This is a genomic window from Acinetobacter baylyi DSM 14961 = CIP 107474 (assembly GCF_000368685.1).
GTDB classification, from domain to species: domain Bacteria; phylum Pseudomonadota; class Gammaproteobacteria; order Pseudomonadales; family Moraxellaceae; genus Acinetobacter; species Acinetobacter baylyi.
In genome coordinates, this window is record NZ_KB849625.1 from 196,077 (window position 1) to 212,407 (window position 16,331).

The following is a 16,331-nucleotide window of genomic DNA, read 5'->3' on the forward strand; positions in this document are numbered from 1 at the left end:
TGTTTAATCTGCGTTACAACCTATCTATAGCATTTGACAAAAATTATTCGTACTTTTTTTAAAGTTCGTGTTGTTTCACAGGCTTTTTTTAAAACAATAAATTTACGCTACATTTCGCTTCGATCATCCCGCCTCCTTTAATACGTTTAGATCACTGATGCTCCAATTTCTTTTTAAGAGATTTATTACAGCAGGTAAGTGTAATTTTTTGTAATTCGAGTATTGCTATATAAATTGTCTTTATGCCACTATATATTTAATGGCTTTATGCCACTATTAATGAGAATTCAAATGGCGATTCAATTTTTCATCAAACAACAGAAAGTGAATATCGAGTTTATACAGTTTTCAGGTGGAGAACGTCATGTCCAACTTAGCTCCCAACTACTTGATACATTAGGCAATACCGTCAGGGTAAGAGCTGAATTAAACAGCAGTGATGACATTCTGGATTATTTGCTTTTAGAAAATGTATTGATACAACACAGAAAGAATATTGAGGTCGAAATTCCGTATTTTCCTTATGCACGGCAGGATCGTGTATGTGCTACAGGTCAAGCATTTTCACTGGATGTGTTTTGTCATCTTCTAAATATCAATATAGAAAAACACACCTCTATCCGAAGAAGAATTACGTTGTGGGATGCTCACAGCAATGTAATTGGGCAGCTTTTGAATGGGTACTCATCACATTTAGATCTGTATCAGGTTGAACCCGTTGAAATCATCAAAACATCGCCCGCTTTGACTGAATTATTACAACAGCAACACACTGTTCTGGTTTGTCCAGATCGTGGTGCAAAAGCGAGAACAGCCGCAATTGCACAATATTTTAATCCAAAAAGATCACAGCAAATTGCAATCATTCACTGTGACAAAACACGAGAACCAACCACAGGAAAAATTACTTCAAGCGTGGTCAAAACTGGTTCTTTGGCAGGGAAAACCGCAGTAATCACTGACGATATTTGTGACGGCGGTGCAACCTTTATTGGTATCGCAAAAGAGCTAAGAAAACTGCAATGCGAGCACATCATCTTGTATGTCACACATGGAATTTTTAGTCGCGGTTTGGATGTGTTTGATGGACTGATCGACCAGATATTTACCAGCAATAGTCGACCACAACAATTCCATAAAAACCTGAATGTAATTGAATTTACAGCAATTTAAATATTGGAGAAACATTATGAGTTTCAGAATTAATCCACTCAATGCCATCGATTTTTACAAAGCAGATCACAGACGTCAGTATCCTGAAGGTACAGAATATGTGTACGCCAACTTTACGCCCCGCTCTTCACGTCTGGCCAATATGCTGCATGATTTTGATGACAAAATTGTATTCTTTGGCTTACAGGGATTTATTCAGCATTTTCTGATTGAAACATGGAATGAAGGCTTTTTTAATCAAGATAAAGCGACGGTGGTGAGTCACTATAAACGTAGAATGGATACATCTTTGGGAGAAGGTGCTGTATCTGTTGAACATATTGAAGCCTTGCATGATCTAGGTTATCTGCCACTCAAAATCAAGGCACTGCCAGAAGGAAGTCGCGTAAATATGCGGGTTCCTGTGCTCACTGTCATCAATACTCAAGCAGAATTTTTCTGGCTCACCAACTATATCGAAACCGTGCTCAGTGCTGAACTCTGGAAAAGCTCAACCACAGCCACTATTGCATTTGAATACAAGCGTTTATTAACTCAATATGCCGTAAAAACAGGCGCTTCAATTGAAAATGTAGTTGTACAAGGACATGACTTCAGTAGCCGTGGAATGAGTGGTATTTATGATGCAGCCCAATCTGGTGTCGGCCATTTAACCAGTTTTATTGGAACCGATGCGGTAACAGCAATTGATTATGCAGAACAATACTATGCAGCTTCTGGTGTAGTGGGTGTTTCTGTACCCGCAACTGAGCACAGTGTTATGTGTATGGGAAGCGAAGAAAATGAGCTTGAGACATTTCGTAGGCTTATCTGTGAGCTTTACCCTTCAGGGATCGTGAGTATCGTATCTGACACTTGGGATTTCTGGCGAGTACTGAGCGAATTTAGCGTTAAGCTGAAACAGGATATTTTAAACCGCACACCTAATGCATTAGGGCTGGCAAAAGTAGTTTTCCGACCTGATTCAGGTGATCCAGTTAAAATCATTTGTGGTGATCCTGACGCAGAAAAGGATACTCCTGCATATAAAGGTGCTGTTCAATTGCTCTGGGAAATTTTTGGTGGAACCTATACTGCTCAAGGTTATAAAGTGTTGCATGAGCGTGTCGGGCTCATTTACGGAGACTCAATTACCCTACAACGTGCTGAAGCAATTTTACAAGGTCTTGAAGCCCAAGGCTTTGCATCTAGCAATCTAGTATTTGGAATTGGTAGCTATACCTATAACTATATGACACGCGATACATTCGGTTTTGCAGTTAAAGCAACCTGGGGACAGGTCAATGGTGTTGGACGTGAACTTTTCAAAGACCCTGTTACCGATAGCGGTACCAAAAAATCGGCTCAAGGATTATTGCGCGTTGAAAGATCACAAGATGGTTTTACACTTTTTGATCGGCAAAGTAAGCAACAGGAAAATCAGGGAGAGTTACATACCGTCTTTGAAAATGGGCAGTTATGCTTAAAAAGCACACTGGATGAAATCAGACAACGTCTTGCTCAGCAACTTGAGTCCTTTAAAGACTCAAATTAATAATTCAATTTAATTAAGCGAATCTCATCACCCAATTAAGGATTTTTACTTGGATAATTCGAGTGAGACTGTAATAATCTCCGAATTATCCATCCTTTTTCATGAATTGAGTGAGCTTGCGTGTGAACTTTTCATCAGAACAAGCGTTTTTAGCCCAGTATCAAAAGTCTGATTATCCATCGCCACTCATGACTGTCGATATGGCTATCTTTTCTGTTGATCAGGGTCAGTTGCAGATTTTACTGATTCAACGCTCCAACTACCCACAAAAAAGTTATTGGGCATTGCCTGGAGGTTTCGTAGATCTAGAGCAAGATCAAAATTTGATGGCATGTGCACATCGTAAACTGCTTGAAAAAACAGGAATAGATTCACCTTATCTTGAACAAGTCGCCTCTATCGGAAATGCAAAAAGAGATCCTCGTGGCTGGTCTGTAACGGTACTTTATTTTGCGCTCATCAACTTTAAAGCCTATCAGCAACAAATCCAGCATAGCGAACACAGTGAATGGGTCACGCTTGAACAAGCTTTAAAACTGGATCTGGCTTTTGATCATCATGATCTTCTACAGCAAGCATTTGCTCGTTTAAATAATAAAACACGTTACACTGCATTACCTATCAGTTTAATGCCCCCTCTTTTTACGCTTACTGAATTACAAAATATTTATGAAATCATTCTGGGGCACAACTTAGAAAAAAAAGCATTTCGCCGTCGCATGATTGAATCTGGTGTCGTCGAGGAAACCGATCAAAGTAAAATTGCAGGCAAACGTCCTGCCCAGCTTTATCGTTTTGCTTTACAAGACTATGACTTTAATTTTCCTAGAATGCTTGAATATCCAAGACATCATGAAGATTAGGCAGCTACGCGAAGTTCAACATTTCTTTCAAAATGCCCTATAAAACATCAACAAATTCATTATAAATTGAGTTGACTACTCGTCACAGCCAATCCTATAGTTGTATAAATAACAAGCAAAAAAAGGACTCTCATGAAAAGGATTCTACTCTGCTGTGGTTTATTACTCGGAGCACATCAGGCATTTGCCGCACAAACAACGTGGTCTGCAGGTTCAAGTTATAAAGGAACAGTTACAGTACCGATAGAAAGTGGACCAAATGTGGTATGGAAATGTAATGGTAAAGCATGCAGTATGTCTGGCCCTTGGGGCGATGATCTCTCACTTGACTCGTGTCAAAGCCTGGTGATGCGTGTGGGTAAAATTAGTTATTACAAAAACTCTGCTGGAAAAATGTGGGATTCAAAATCACCTGAACTTGCTGCCTGCAATAAAGTTGCACGCTAAACCTCTATAAAATTACTGATATAAAAAAGCCAGATCAAAACCGATCTGGCTTTTGTTTTTTAAAGTGAAAGTGATTGAGCTCGAAGCTCAAATCATTAACTTAAAGCTTGGCATCAATGTCTGTGATGGCAATCAATTTGTGGTTTACAAATTCCTTTAATCCTAAGTCGATTAACTCACGACCATAGCCTGAACGACCTACTCCACCAAAAGGTAGATCGGCCTGCGAAGTGGTGGGATGGTTAATATATACCATGCCTGTATGGATCTGTTTCGCTACTTCAACTCCACGCGCATGATCTGCAGTATAGACCGAGCCCCCTAGCCCAAAAGGTGAATCATTTGCAATTCGGATTGCATCTGCTTCATCTTTGGCACGATAAAGCTGAGTGACAGGCCCAAAAAATTCCCAGTATCGCGCTTCATTATCCTCTTGAATATCAGTCATCAGTAATGGCTGAAAAAAGGCACCTTGCTCGGGTACAGGCGCACCAATTGCTTCCACAGTCGCGCCCGCAGCTTTGGCTTTTTCAACCTGTTTTTTCAATTGATCGGCGGCATCTTGCGAACATAATGGCGCTAATGTTGTATCGGGATCCATCGGATCACCTGCTTTTAATTTTGCAACTCCCTGTTTGTATAACTCAACAAACTGGTCATACACCTCATCTACCACGATAAAACGCTTGGATGCAGTACATACCTGACCCGCGTTACTATGGCGTCCACTGACGGCAAGTTGGGCTGTTTTTTCAAGATCTGCATCTTTTAATACAATAAATGCATCTGACCCACCTAACTCAAGTGTAGATTTTTTCAAGGCTTTACCCGCATGGGCAGCAACTTCTGCACCCGCACCTTCAGACCCAGTCAGTGCTACCCCACACACCCGATGGTCATTTAAAACCAGTGGAATATGCTCATGCTGCATGTATAAATTCTTAAAAGCTCCCTGAGGTAATCCAGCATCTAATAGCAACTGTTCAAAGGCATTGGCACTTTGCGGTACAATTGATGCATGCTTAAGAATAACGGTGTTACCCGCAGCGAGCTGAGCACTTAGAATTCGTGCAATCTGGTAAAAAGGAAAATTCCATGGCTCAACTGCCATAACAATGCCTTGCGGTTCATAGTAAATCGTGGCATTAATCTCTTTATTTGCGGTCGAAAGTTTGGTAGGTGCCAGTAATTCTTCTGCGTGTTTTGCATAGTATTCAAAAATCTGCGCACAAATCTCGACCTCACCTTGTGCTTCTTTAAATAACTTCCCCATTTCTAAAGTAAGAAATTTTGCATAATAATCCGTTTTATCACGCAAAATTTTAGCAGCCTTATTTAAAACTTCAGCACGGGTGGCAAACGAGCTATCTTTCCACGTTGTAAAGGCCGTGTAACCTGCGTCAATCGCTGCTTTAACTTCTTGTTCCGTCGCAAATGGAAATTCTTTTAATGTTTCACCTGTATAAGGATTTACGGTTGCATAGGCCATGAATATATCCTCTAATCATTGGTTATTGTTCAAATAAAAAGATGAGTTACTCACTCTAAGCTACGTAGATCTGAAGGATTTCAAAAGTAATTTATTTTGATCTTACAATTTTTATAGTGAAGTAACATTTGACTAGAAAATGTATAGAGTCAGTGTGGAGTTATAATAAATCATGTAGTATAGATTCTATTACGTTGATCTATTTGGCAATATCATAAACATCTTATAAAAATGATGGCTTTAGATAGTACGATCTATTTTGGAAATAAAAAGTATTCTATGAATTTTCCAATATAAGACATTGATGATTTGTCTTGATTTAATCTAAAATATTCTCCAATAAAAAAATTAAATGATAACTTTTCAATAAGATAGACTTTAAAATTACGAATTAATGTACATAAATCAATTAACTTTGATGTAATTTAAATTAAAGCAATTGACTCACATTACTATTTAACAACTTCACTTAAACTCACCAAAAACAACAAATACATCACACCTAATAGGCATATTTCTCCATAATATCAATTTTATAAAGTGTAAAAACTTTTGATAAACAAACTCCTAAAATAAAAGGCGAATAATATGTATGAAGAAACAATTATAATCCAAAATCGGATCTCCTGACGTAGTGTCTTTGCTGGTGTAATTGCTGTATTGGCTATTTCAATTCTATTATCATTGCTTGGTGTTGCCTTAGGCTTTGCACTACTTGATCCTCAATCATCTACGGATGTGACCAATGGTTCAGGTACTGCAGTCACTATCTGGACTCTCGTTTCATTATTAGTCAGTCTTGCGATCGGTGGATTTATTGCAGGTCGTATGGCTGGAACAGATGGTCTGACTCATGGTTTCTTGGTATGGGCACTTTCTCTGTTGGTGGGTATTTGGTTTGGTGCCATGACCATTAATAATGCTGCACGACTTACTGGTACTGCAATTAGCTCGGTAAGCTCGGCTGCTGGGAGTGTTGCCACTGGCATTGGAAAAGGCACCGTCAACCTCACCAGTCTTGGATCACAAGCTTTTGAAGAGTTGGTTCCATTGCCTGAATTAAAAAATGGCGATGTAAAGCTGACCGAAGCACTTCAAAAAACAGGTATTCAGGAACTACAGCCAGAGTATTTAAAAGCACAAGGTGAATGGGCAAAAGAACAAATCAAGGCTGCAGCGAAAGATTTAATCTTAAACCCAGACCAGAGTGATGAAATCATTCAAAGATTATCAAATACGTTAAAAACACGTGCACAAACAGTGACCAACTCTATCGATAGAAATGAAGTGAGTCAGGCTCTGGCTAAAAATACCTCTTTGACACCACAAGAGGCTGATCAAGCGGTCAATAATTATCTGACAGAGCAAGAACAATTCTTTAATAATTTGGAAATCAATATTCAAAAAGCAAAAGTTAAATATGCACAAATGAAAGAAGAAGCGAAAGCCAAAGCTGCTGCTGCAACTCAGGCGGCTGCTAAAGCTGCACTTTGGTCATTTATTGGATTATTGATTGGTTTAATCGTGACCATGTTTACAGGAAAAGTTGGAGTAGATCGTATTTTACGTACCCGTACAGTTGTTCGTTAAACAGATTCATCTCACTTAAACCGAATTCTGCTTAAAAACAGAATTCGGTTTTATAAGTTAATGCAGGAGATCAAATCTGAAATGTATATATTTAGATGATATTAATATGCTCTAAATAGAGGAATCACTTAGTCTTGAGCAGTTTTCTAATTGATCAACACCTTGGATTGATACTAAATTTTTTTCGGTGATTTGATGCGTAATTTCATAAATACGAATAGTGCAAGTGCGATTTTGTTCAATATAAGCGGCTTCATAATCTTTACCCGCTTGCGGAATAAAAGAAACCGCTATTCGACAAGACTTGCTATAGGAATCCATAACAACACTACTCGAAGCATCTAGAACCATAGGTTTATTTGCCTCAATCACATATTCTTTAAAAGAGTCACGAAACATAACACCTGTATCATTCAATGCCATTAAGCTTCGCTCGGTAGCAGGAATACCTATACTGATATTTTTAATTTTTCTAGGCGCACCGTTATTAAAACGATGATGTATTACACTACCTGCTGTATCTCGCCATTCTTTACAGGTTCTATCATTATAATGCTTAATAAGTTTGTCGCCATAAGGCCCATATAGACGGATCCGAGCTTGAAATGTTGCATCATATACAACATTACTTTTGACTAGTGCAGATTTCTGTGCCATGAAACAGCTCGCCAAAGGCACTACTAACAATATAATTAAAGTTGATCTAAGCTTCACTTTTAACCTCTATATAAAAATTTTAAATTTAAAAAGTTATTCCAATAATTTTTATTTTTAACTAAACATCCTCCAAATCATATAATTTAGACTTATATTCCAAAATTTTATAATTATCACTTTGATCCTAGCCAAAATAATGGACAGTACTTCCCTCTAAAGATAACGTAACGTTAACTTTGGAGATCCAAGAAATGGCCAAACGTTTTAGTCCTGAATTTAAACAGCAAGCAATTGATTATGCACTTTCAAACTCACACGAGCCTATAGCTACAATCGCCCAGAAATTAGGTGTGGGTTATTCAACTTTAGACAAATGGATTCGTGAAGCCAATCCAGTGGGTTCAAGCAAACGTCAACTTTCACCAGAACAACAGCGGATCTTGGAATTAGAGAAAGAAGTCAAACAGCTCAGGGAAGCCAATGACATCTTAAAAAAAGCGCATGTGTACTTTCTGACAGATCATGCCAAGAAAAGTACACGGTAATTCAAGATCTGGATGTGAATGAAGTCACTGTATCTTCTGCCTGTAAATGCCTGGGTGTCAGCACTTCAGGCTATTATGCCTGGCGAAAACGCCAGACCAATCTAGCGCAGAAATATAATGATTTAAAAGCCGTGTATTGGCAGCATCATGCACGATTGGGTGCACCTTCATTGGTACATGACATGCATGATTTAGGTTACAGCATGAGCGAACGAACCGTTGGAAGAATGCTTAAAAAACTTGGTTTACGGAGCAAAATTGCACGTAAATACAAGCATACGACTGATTCAAACCATCGTTTGCCTACAGCGCCTAACTTGTTGGATCGTCAATTTACGGTCAATGAACCCAATAAGATCTGGACAACGGATATTACCTATATCCGTACTAAGCAAGGTTGGCTGTATTTATGTGTGATGCTGGATCTATTCAGCCGTCGTATTGTCGGTTGGCAAACCAGCCATCGAATAGACCGTCAATTGGTGTGTGATGCGTTTCATTATGCAATGGCTCGTCAGGGGTATCCAATGGGTGTCATGGTACATTCGGACCAAGGCTCACAGTACTGTAGTCGTGATTTTAGGGCGCTATTATTGACGAATAACTGCGTTCAAAGTATGTCACGCAGGGGAAACTGTTGGGATAATGCAGTGACCGAAAGCTTCTTTCATACATTGAAAGGTCATATGGTCCATGGCAGTGTGTTTGCCACTCGAAAAGAAGCGAATGCTGTCTTGTTTGACTATATTGAGATTTATTACAATCGAATCAGACGACATTCTACAAACGGCTGGTTAAGCCCAGAAGCCTTTGAACAGAAATATTTCAAGAATTTAGAGGGATTTGTTGTCCACGATACTGTCTAGGATCACTTTAATGATTAAATAATCAATTTTCATCTTTAGCCAATTTAGATTACCATTACTTATGTATCAATACTGAACCTAATATCACATGACTCACTAGTTGTAAAATTTGATTTTCATTTTCTCAATATTCAATTTTTTTGCCTATTATATGGACACACAGATAAGTTTGTATACTTACTCACAAATCATTAGGTTTTAAAGCTTTATGAATTAATACGTCATTTACATTACCTTCTGGCCAAATTCATTTATTCCAATTCTGAATTAACCAATCAGCAGCAATCTCTAAATTTACTTCAGATTCTGGGAATTTCTGATAACAATTTATACCTGCTTTATAACCTGTAACTGTTATTAAACATAAACCACTTCCATTTGGTGCCTCTGATACCATCATAATGACCTCATTTTCAAAGGGATATTATGAGGGAAATCTTATCAAAGTTCCCCTAGAGAAGGATTTTCCTAGTAATTCTGTTAATTTAATCAATTTTTTTCAAAATAATCTATTCCAGCTTTATAAAAAATTCATTTTTAAATAAGTGTGCCCACTCTAATTATATATGTCGGAAATAAAGGATATAAAACTATATCCTTATTAAAAATAAATAATTTTGGAGACAATGCCATTACTTCATAAATATTATATACAACTAATCTGAGATTAGACTTCAATACTGGAATATCCTTATCATCAGGCATAATAAAAACCTTATCATCAACATATACTTTAAAATCATCAAGTAATAAACTCATATCCTCATAATCTTTATAGAATATTTTTGTCCAATCAATATTGTTAAGTCTCATTGGATATTTATTAAACATACTCAAAGCCAAATCACTATTGTGCATTATTTCAACATCTTCACTTAAAGCATCGCAGCATTCTAAAAATAATGACATATCAATTACCTATTTAATTGTTTTAATAAAGTCTTAAATGTATTTTCATTCCCTTCAAATGGAATTACTCTCTTAATCGCCTTATCAGGTCCTTTACCTTTTGAATAATCCCATATATTAATATGAGTGCCTTTTTCAGGATCAAAATCCACACGCCATCCTCTTTTAGCATCAGATGTTTGTCGACCAATGACTTGGTTATAACCTGCACTGACCTCCAAACGACCCACTACAGGTTTTGCATCCATACTCTTGTCATAGGCAGATTTGCCCGCCAACGCCGATGAGTATGTCACACCGACTGACAACCCTGATTGTTTGGTTTGAATCTCAGTCTGTTGTTTGTTACTGGTGTAACCCGCATTCAGATGAATATTCTTTGCACTAAGGTTCAGGTCTTTACCTGCGTTCAATAAAGCTGCCTGTGTTGTTAAATCCTGACCAGCGATAATGTTGGTATTGCCATTTTCACTAGAGATCTGACTTTGGGTCAAACCAACATTGCTACTTTGCTGTTTAATATTCGAGCTGGATTTGCTATAACCTACGCTAGCAACACCATCTGAAAAGCTGGCAGTCAGTCCTGATTTTTTCTTGGTCTGTTGTGATTCATTCGAGGAGTAATTTTCAGCAGCGGTAATATTCACATTTTGTTTGGCTTGTATCTGGGTCAACTCATCTGACACCACATTGCTGCCACGGATATCGATATTATTCGCATTTAATACAACATTTTTGCCGTCAATCGTACTGGAAATCGCTTCGTCACTTTGATTATGGAAATAACTAGTTTTTTTGGTACTACCCAACACACCTTTGCTCTTGCTCGACCACTGACTTTCCATGTCACTGGTTTTTCTTCCTTCCTCAATATTTAAATGGTCAGTCGCACTGATTTGAGTCGTGCCTTGTTCACTGCTGAGCTCTGAACCTTTAATATTGATATTCTGCCCATTGATCAGCAACGAGCCCGCACTATTGATCTGGCTACCAACGTCCTGCTGTTGTTTAAGCTGATAGCCATTTTTATCATCGATCTTCAGTGTTTCCTGCTTGCCGACACTTACAGTGCCCAAGTCAACATTACCCGTTGTATTGAGTACGGTCGCACCATTACTGTTGTTAATCTGCGTGCCTTTTAGGCTGCTATTGCCTGCAACATTCAGCATCAGTGTGGCCTGATTAGGATCAAGCTGCTTTGTGCTACCGTTGCCGACATATAGCCCTGCAACTCGATCAAGATTGGTGCTGCTCGCACTAAAATTACCTACTTGGCTCTCTGACGTTCGAGTCGTGCTTTCAATATTAAGATTACCACCCACTTTGAGTGCCATACTGTCTTTGGCACTAATTTGCCCGCCGATATTATGGCTGAATAAGCCTTTATCGATATATCTTTGCAACAAAGTGCATATTCTTATTCAACTGGACACCCAGTGGAGCATAGTACTGGACAGTGATTCTTCCTTAACTTGGATATTTACTATGAATTCACTTCCGCCCTAATAATCTTTCCCAAAAGCTTTTTGGCTTCCAATTCGGATCTAAAAAGTCATAATGGTAGTCATAATGATCTAATGGTCTAATTGGCATTAATTCCATAGGAACTAAAGGGTTATCTATTTCTATTTCTAATCCATTCATCCAAGCAAGTTTGGTAAACATTACGGGATGGTGCGACCAAATATCTCCACTGAACTCTTCAACGAGATGCTGATTTAAATATTGATGTATTTTAGGATGTAAATATTCATAAATTATCTGTTGTGCGGAATTTGCATCTTTATTTTGTAACGCCTCATAGAAATCCATTTCCCATATTTCAAAATTTTTTGGATTTTTTACCTTTTCCTGAAATATCTCCTTCATTTGATTAACATTATTCCAGTCGTGACGCAAGACTGCTTGGAGTCTTAAAACATTAAAACGTCCCTCCCTTGGATAGTTGATCGCTTCTACTAACGACTTATGATGATCATTGTCATTCACTGTGGTCAATGAGCTATAGGTTTTTATTAAATCCACATTATCAGTTAACAGCGGGAAGATAAAAGCGTGTGGTGTCCACATATTCCAACCACCATCATATTTACAACTTTCTGCTCGTAGTAGGCTAGATACATAGAACCATTGTTTTAATTCATTAACCTTCTTTATATTAACTAAAGTAGTTAAACCTTTATAACCTGAATTGACAGCTAACAAGCGATACGTATATCCATTAACCCCTCCCTTTTTTAACCCGTGTTCAATAAAGTTAATATTTTCAGATTCACTATCATCATAGGATGATATTGCCATTTCTAAACGTCGTAGCAATTCCACTTTTTTCATTTTACTATAACCTTATTACCAAGATTTATGGTAACTGCACGCCCTTCATTTACTCCAACTACAATTTTATTGATTGGCTTTCCTTGGTTAATTGCTTGATTAATTAACGTCGCAGTTTTCAACGCATTTGGTTTTTTAGTCTTTACTAGCTCATTTGTACGACTTATAATCCATTGATTAGTCATCTGAACATCTAGTCCAGTGGACGGAAATTTAGTAATTTCTCCACTGATTAATAACATCGCTAAGAAATATATTTTATTTAAAATAAAATATTACTTTCTTCTAAAATTTCTGAAACCTTATTCAAGAAAAAAAATCATTTGATCCTTAGGTTCATATTTAAAATACACCCTAATTGCTAAGGGTTTTTCCTTACCAGATGTTAAATTTTCATATATATTCTCACTTTCAATATATTGTATATATGTATTAATTTTTTGTTGAAGATACAATAAATGCTTTCCAACTTCACTCCAATCTAAATAATCAGATATAGTTAATATAACTAAACCATCAGATGTTGTTCCAACAATATCAATTATATTAGTATCAGTAATTGACATCAGTTCTCATTTTTAATTTTTATTAAAACAGCTTCAACTTTAGCACTACTTTCGTCTTCATCTATATTCGGAATATAAAAACGAATCGTATCATCAAAAATATTTATCCCTAAATTTTCCTCATCTAAAATATATGTATAATCTAAACTCTTTAAAATTTCTTTCAACTCTAGACAACTTATTCCTAATACATTCTTATTTGATATGAACAACCGAGCATCTAAATCATAAAGCTCTATCTCAATTAAAATATTATCTTTATCATACCAACATTTAGCAATTAACTGGCCAAATGAATCAGTTGAATTTTCACTAAATTCTGTTTTAGGTAATACCCTATACTCTGTACCGATAGCTTTACGAACACCTTCACGATTACGTACTCCCCTCAATATTGTTAAACCATCTGTTTTACTATAATAAAAATCCATATACTTACCTACTTTTTAATAAAAATATTAGGATCTAGTGTATCAATATACTTTTGCATTTCCAAAATATGTTGATCATATTTATCACCAAATTTTGAACGTATATCATGTATATCCATATCAACAGCTTCTTGTAATCTTCCTTGGTTTAATAATTCCTGTTGTTTTTCTCTATATTTTTTTGCAGCATCACTATTACCATAACTCGCAGTTTCCCTATGATCAGCAGGTTCCATTTTAATTGCTGGACCATCGGAACTACTTATAGGTGCATCTTTATAACAATTTTTTGCAGGACAATGATGTGAATCAAAACCATCATTAACAGGTTTGGATGTATCTTTATGTGCTCCTCCTAATACTTCTCCATTCGTACTAACCTCAACTTCTTTACCATCAATCGTCTTAGTCGTCGTACCCTTACTACCTAAATTTATGGTTCCTCCTATAATCCCACTACTTAGGTTGATTCCTTCTCCTGTCAATTCTAACTGATCAGATAATTGTTTCGCTGTATCATTCCCTAATTGATCACGCTGACTTGCTTGTTGTACGGTGTCATAATCGGTTCCATGAACGAGTGCCACACCCTCTTTAGTCAAGCGGTCCTGAATCGCGGCTACTTGATTCCCTATTAGTTTATCTTCAACCAATGTTTTAACAGTACCAGCAACACCACCTAGCAGCATATTAACCACCAAACTGGCTTTTTCCTTATCTACGCCTGTTGAATCTACTACTGCATCAAAGTTTTGTTTTAACTGACCAATTCTTGTTAATACATCTATTGCCAAATTACTATCGTTAACAACCGATATATCTTCTCCACCAAGTTTAGCCATATCTGTTTTGGCATTTGGCAAAGCAAAAATGCTGGCCTGTACTTCTTGCGTTTCTAAAGTACCTACATTTATCCTAGAAATGTCATCTGATGTTGATGAGGATATTTCTGCTTGAGTGGTTACAGTACTTTGAGTTGTTGTTGTTTGATTCAGATTGGGTTGATTACGTCTTTCCAATAGCCTTTGACGGATTTCTGCATTTGCATCTTCTTCATCTAAACCTTGTGATATCAACTGTTGTTTATACTGATTTAATTCTTTTTCAAGCGTATACGCTTCTTGTAGAAGTTTGAGTGTTTCTGGCTGGTCTGCCATTGCTCTAAAGATTTTAGGATCATTGCATTGTTCTATAAACTTTACATATTGATTAAGTAATTCATCTCCAACTTCTTTAAAACCTACTGGGGTAACTGCTGCTTTTACTTGAAGATGACTTAAAGTATTTAACGCATCTGTTTTGTATTGACCTTCAGGAAGTTGACTCACTATATTTTTTGCAATTTGAACTCCATTTTCAGGCAATTCCTTCTGCTCTTTTACAATCTCCGCTCTTCCACTTTCACTGAGCAATCGATGATCGACCGTCACACTACCGTTCAGCATGCCTGTGGTCTGGTCTCGGGTGATTTCTTGGGTATTGTTAATATCGCGGTTGGTCAGCTCAGCGCTATTTTTCACCGTACCTTGACCCATTGTTGCTTTGGTCAATTGCTCTGTTTCTTGTCCACTGCTGTTTAATCCAATCGTGGTGAGGATTCAACATCCAATTAGCCATTAAAGAATCATGGGTCTATCCTTTTATAAAAACAAAAATGATGTGCATCATATTGTAATTTTCCTCTCGCATATAAACCTACTAATAGATCTCTCTGTTTAGTTTCATCATTACCTCCAAAAAATATTTCTTCTGGAAACATTAAATCTTTTATTCTCGATTGAATAATTTCTTTCTGACTTTCAAATTCCTCTTGACTAACAAAAACAGTTACAGGCCCTTTAAAATCAACAAAAAAACCTCCTAGTTTCAATTCTATTACATTGAAATCAATCATATATAATCCTTCTTGCAATGCAATTTTGGCACCTGATAGATGATCTCTACCATTTTTAGTAAATAAAACTGTTCCATTGCACATCAATGTGACGCCATTTTCTCTATTGCTCACATAAAACATTAATCTTTCTTCTATTTCTTCTAAAGATGTAATGTTTACTGGCTCCCAATTTAGTCTTAATTCTTGCACTATTTTTTACCTCTCTACCACCAATATGCTCAGTTGTAGTATATTCTCACTCAGGGACTAGTTGCATACATCCATTGTCTTGATAATGATATCAGTTATAATAATTTATTTTCAAATTTCCATATATTTTCCACAACTTAATTATTAATTATAATAAAAAATTTTTTATTATATCATTCTATCCCATAATTAATCTCTATTTTGATATGGTTATATTTCTTCGCAAAATAATCTACTGTAAAACATAAGATTTAAGTATATTAGTTCAATATACCTACACCTTTTTATAAGAACATACTCTTAACTATTACTACTCATTAAAAAGCCCACTTACATTTAAGTGGGTTTTACTAATATAATTTTTAGTTCCTAATCTACCTTATCCACCCATTCTAAAAATTCTTTAATGATTTTCAGTATATAAGATTTAGGCACTTTACTTGAATAAATAATATCGCTTCTTAAATCAAGATATGAAAATACTGTTTGATTATGAAGCCTCCAAATAAATTCAACAAAATTTAATTCAGATTCATAAAAGAAAATATCAAAATCATCAAAGGAATCACCTAAACTCGCCATATATTTTCCAGTTGTATTAGGATTTAAGAAATAATCAAATTTCCCTTCTGCGCTTAGTTCTATTTTCTTTATATCAAGCTTTTCTGGATTAACAATTCTATTAAGGCTTGCTTTAAATGTAGGAATATAAGTACCATCCTCTAATGTACCAACTTCAATTCCATTTATAACAAGCACTAAATTAATCATAACTTTTCTTTGCTTACTATCAGCATCAATACACTTTAAGGCGAAAATACTAGGATCACCAAATAACATT

The 16,331-nt window shown here is 36.5% G+C and carries 17 protein-coding genes and 1 pseudogene; 6 read left to right on the forward strand and 12 right to left on the reverse strand.

The window, feature by feature from the left end:
- Positions 1-291 precede the first annotated feature (291 nt).
- The 4 genes from F952_RS02875 (at position 292) to F952_RS02890 (ending at position 4,017) form a co-directional block, all read left to right on the forward strand.
- Positions 292-1,173 (forward strand): phosphoribosyltransferase family protein, encoded by an 882-nt coding sequence (locus F952_RS02875; protein WP_004921914.1) that lies wholly within the window; start codon positions 292-294, stop codon positions 1,171-1,173.
- A 16-nt stretch (positions 1,174-1,189) separates the two neighbouring features.
- Positions 1,190-2,707 (forward strand): nicotinate phosphoribosyltransferase, encoded by a 1,518-nt coding sequence (locus F952_RS02880; protein WP_004921916.1) that lies wholly within the window; start codon positions 1,190-1,192, stop codon positions 2,705-2,707.
- Positions 2,708-2,829: 122 nt separating this feature from the next.
- Positions 2,830-3,570 carry an ADPR responsive transcriptional repressor NtrR gene (gene ntrR / locus F952_RS02885; RefSeq protein ID WP_004921920.1) on the forward strand — a complete coding sequence of 247 codons (741 nt, stop codon included), beginning with the start codon at positions 2,830-2,832 and terminating at the stop codon, positions 3,568-3,570.
- Between the two features lie 132 nt (positions 3,571-3,702).
- Positions 3,703-4,017 (forward strand): DUF8200 family protein, encoded by a 315-nt coding sequence (locus F952_RS02890; RefSeq protein ID WP_004921924.1) that lies wholly within the window; start codon positions 3,703-3,705, stop codon positions 4,015-4,017.
- A 100-nt stretch (positions 4,018-4,117) separates the two neighbouring features.
- Here the strand turns inward: F952_RS02890 and F952_RS02895 are convergent, their stop codons facing one another.
- Positions 4,118-5,506, reverse strand: coding sequence for an NAD-dependent succinate-semialdehyde dehydrogenase (locus F952_RS02895; protein ID WP_004921926.1), 1,389 nt, complete (start codon positions 5,504-5,506; stop codon positions 4,118-4,120).
- Between the two features lie 660 nt (positions 5,507-6,166).
- Between F952_RS02895 and F952_RS02900 the strand changes: the two genes are divergently transcribed.
- Positions 6,167-7,096 carry a YrzE family protein gene (locus tag F952_RS02900; protein ID WP_004921928.1) on the forward strand — a complete coding sequence of 310 codons (930 nt, stop codon included), beginning with the start codon at positions 6,167-6,169 and terminating at the stop codon, positions 7,094-7,096.
- 111 nt (positions 7,097-7,207) lie between these two features.
- Here the strand turns inward: F952_RS02900 and F952_RS02905 are convergent, their stop codons facing one another.
- A complete protein-coding gene (locus F952_RS02905) occupies positions 7,208-7,753 on the reverse strand; it encodes a hypothetical protein (protein WP_004921930.1) in 546 nt (181 codons plus the stop codon).
- 251 nt (positions 7,754-8,004) lie between these two features.
- On the opposite strand from F952_RS02905, the gene F952_RS02915 reads away from it, so the two are divergent.
- Positions 8,005-9,164, forward strand: a protein-coding gene (locus F952_RS02915) for an IS3-like element IS1236 family transposase (protein ID WP_099046170.1) whose coding sequence is annotated in 2 segments (ribosomal slippage) — positions 8,005-8,239 and positions 8,239-9,164 — 1,161 coding nt in all. Because the reading frame shifts where the segments join, the coding sequence is not laid out codon by codon here.
- Positions 9,165-9,411: 247 nt separating this feature from the next.
- Here F952_RS02915 and F952_RS16920 read toward each other — a convergent pair.
- The 10 genes and pseudogenes from F952_RS16920 to F952_RS02960 all read right to left on the reverse strand — a co-directional run bounded on the left by F952_RS16920 (position 9,412) and on the right by F952_RS02960 (position 16,330).
- Positions 9,412-9,564 (reverse strand): hypothetical protein, encoded by a 153-nt coding sequence (locus F952_RS16920; protein WP_004921944.1) that lies wholly within the window; start codon positions 9,562-9,564, stop codon positions 9,412-9,414.
- Between the two features lie 137 nt (positions 9,565-9,701).
- Positions 9,702-10,073 carry a CDI toxin immunity protein gene (locus F952_RS02920; RefSeq protein WP_004921946.1) on the reverse strand — a complete coding sequence of 124 codons (372 nt, stop codon included), beginning with the start codon at positions 10,071-10,073 and terminating at the stop codon, positions 9,702-9,704.
- A gap of 242 nt (positions 10,074-10,315) precedes the next feature.
- Positions 10,316-11,443: pseudogene (locus F952_RS02925) on the reverse strand (hemagglutinin repeat-containing protein); the annotation flags it as partial.
- 121 nt (positions 11,444-11,564) lie between these two features.
- On the reverse strand, positions 11,565-12,407 hold the full coding sequence (locus tag F952_RS02930; RefSeq protein WP_004921952.1) for an immunity 49 family protein: 843 nt from the start codon (positions 12,405-12,407) through the stop codon (positions 11,565-11,567).
- On the reverse strand, positions 12,404-12,592 hold the full coding sequence (locus tag F952_RS02935; protein ID WP_227499419.1) for a hypothetical protein: 189 nt from the start codon (positions 12,590-12,592) through the stop codon (positions 12,404-12,406). The genes F952_RS02930 and F952_RS02935 overlap by 4 nt, the downstream gene beginning before the upstream one ends.
- Positions 12,593-12,709: 117 nt before the next feature.
- On the reverse strand, positions 12,710-12,973 hold the full coding sequence (locus F952_RS02940; RefSeq protein ID WP_004921961.1) for a DUF6572 domain-containing protein: 264 nt from the start codon (positions 12,971-12,973) through the stop codon (positions 12,710-12,712).
- A complete protein-coding gene (locus tag F952_RS02945) occupies positions 12,973-13,404 on the reverse strand; it encodes a hypothetical protein (protein WP_004921963.1) in 432 nt (143 codons plus the stop codon). The genes F952_RS02940 and F952_RS02945 overlap by 1 nt, the downstream gene beginning before the upstream one ends.
- A gap of 8 nt (positions 13,405-13,412) precedes the next feature.
- The gene (locus tag F952_RS02950) at positions 13,413-14,954 is read right to left on the reverse strand and encodes a hypothetical protein (protein ID WP_011182172.1); all 1,542 of its coding nucleotides are present in this window, start codon (positions 14,952-14,954) and stop codon (positions 13,413-13,415) included.
- 74 nt (positions 14,955-15,028) lie between these two features.
- Positions 15,029-15,490 (reverse strand): hypothetical protein, encoded by a 462-nt coding sequence (locus F952_RS02955; RefSeq protein ID WP_004921968.1) that lies wholly within the window; start codon positions 15,488-15,490, stop codon positions 15,029-15,031.
- Between the two features lie 369 nt (positions 15,491-15,859).
- Positions 15,860-16,330 carry a hypothetical protein gene (locus tag F952_RS02960; protein WP_004921971.1) on the reverse strand — a complete coding sequence of 157 codons (471 nt, stop codon included), beginning with the start codon at positions 16,328-16,330 and terminating at the stop codon, positions 15,860-15,862.
- Position 16,331 lies beyond the last annotated feature (1 nt).

Excerpts from the sequence above, each read along its gene's own strand:
- F952_RS02875 (WP_004921914.1), top strand. The coding sequence starts at position 292 with ATGGCGATTCAATTTTTCATCAAACAACAGAAAGTGAATATCGAGTTT.
- F952_RS02880 (WP_004921916.1), top strand. The coding sequence starts at position 1,190 with ATGAGTTTCAGAATTAATCCACTCAATGCCATCGATTTTTACAAAGCA.
- F952_RS02890 (WP_004921924.1), top strand. The coding sequence starts at position 3,703 with ATGAAAAGGATTCTACTCTGCTGTGGTTTATTACTCGGAGCACATCAG.
- F952_RS02895 (WP_004921926.1), bottom strand. The coding sequence starts at position 5,506 with ATGGCCTATGCAACCGTAAATCCTTATACAGGTGAAACATTAAAAGAA.
- F952_RS02905 (WP_004921930.1), bottom strand. The coding sequence starts at position 7,753 with ATGGCACAGAAATCTGCACTAGTCAAAAGTAATGTTGTATATGATGCA.
- F952_RS16920 (WP_004921944.1), bottom strand. The coding sequence starts at position 9,564 with ATGATGGTATCAGAGGCACCAAATGGAAGTGGTTTATGTTTAATAACA.
- F952_RS02920 (WP_004921946.1), bottom strand. The coding sequence starts at position 10,073 with ATGTCATTATTTTTAGAATGCTGCGATGCTTTAAGTGAAGATGTTGAA.
- F952_RS02930 (WP_004921952.1), bottom strand. The coding sequence starts at position 12,407 with ATGAAAAAAGTGGAATTGCTACGACGTTTAGAAATGGCAATATCATCC.
- F952_RS02935 (WP_227499419.1), bottom strand. The coding sequence starts at position 12,592 with ATGACTAATCAATGGATTATAAGTCGTACAAATGAGCTAGTAAAGACT.
- F952_RS02940 (WP_004921961.1), bottom strand. The coding sequence starts at position 12,973 with ATGTCAATTACTGATACTAATATAATTGATATTGTTGGAACAACATCT.
- F952_RS02945 (WP_004921963.1), bottom strand. The coding sequence starts at position 13,404 with ATGGATTTTTATTATAGTAAAACAGATGGTTTAACAATATTGAGGGGA.
- F952_RS02960 (WP_004921971.1), bottom strand. The coding sequence starts at position 16,330 with ATGTTATTTGGTGATCCTAGTATTTTCGCCTTAAAGTGTATTGATGCT.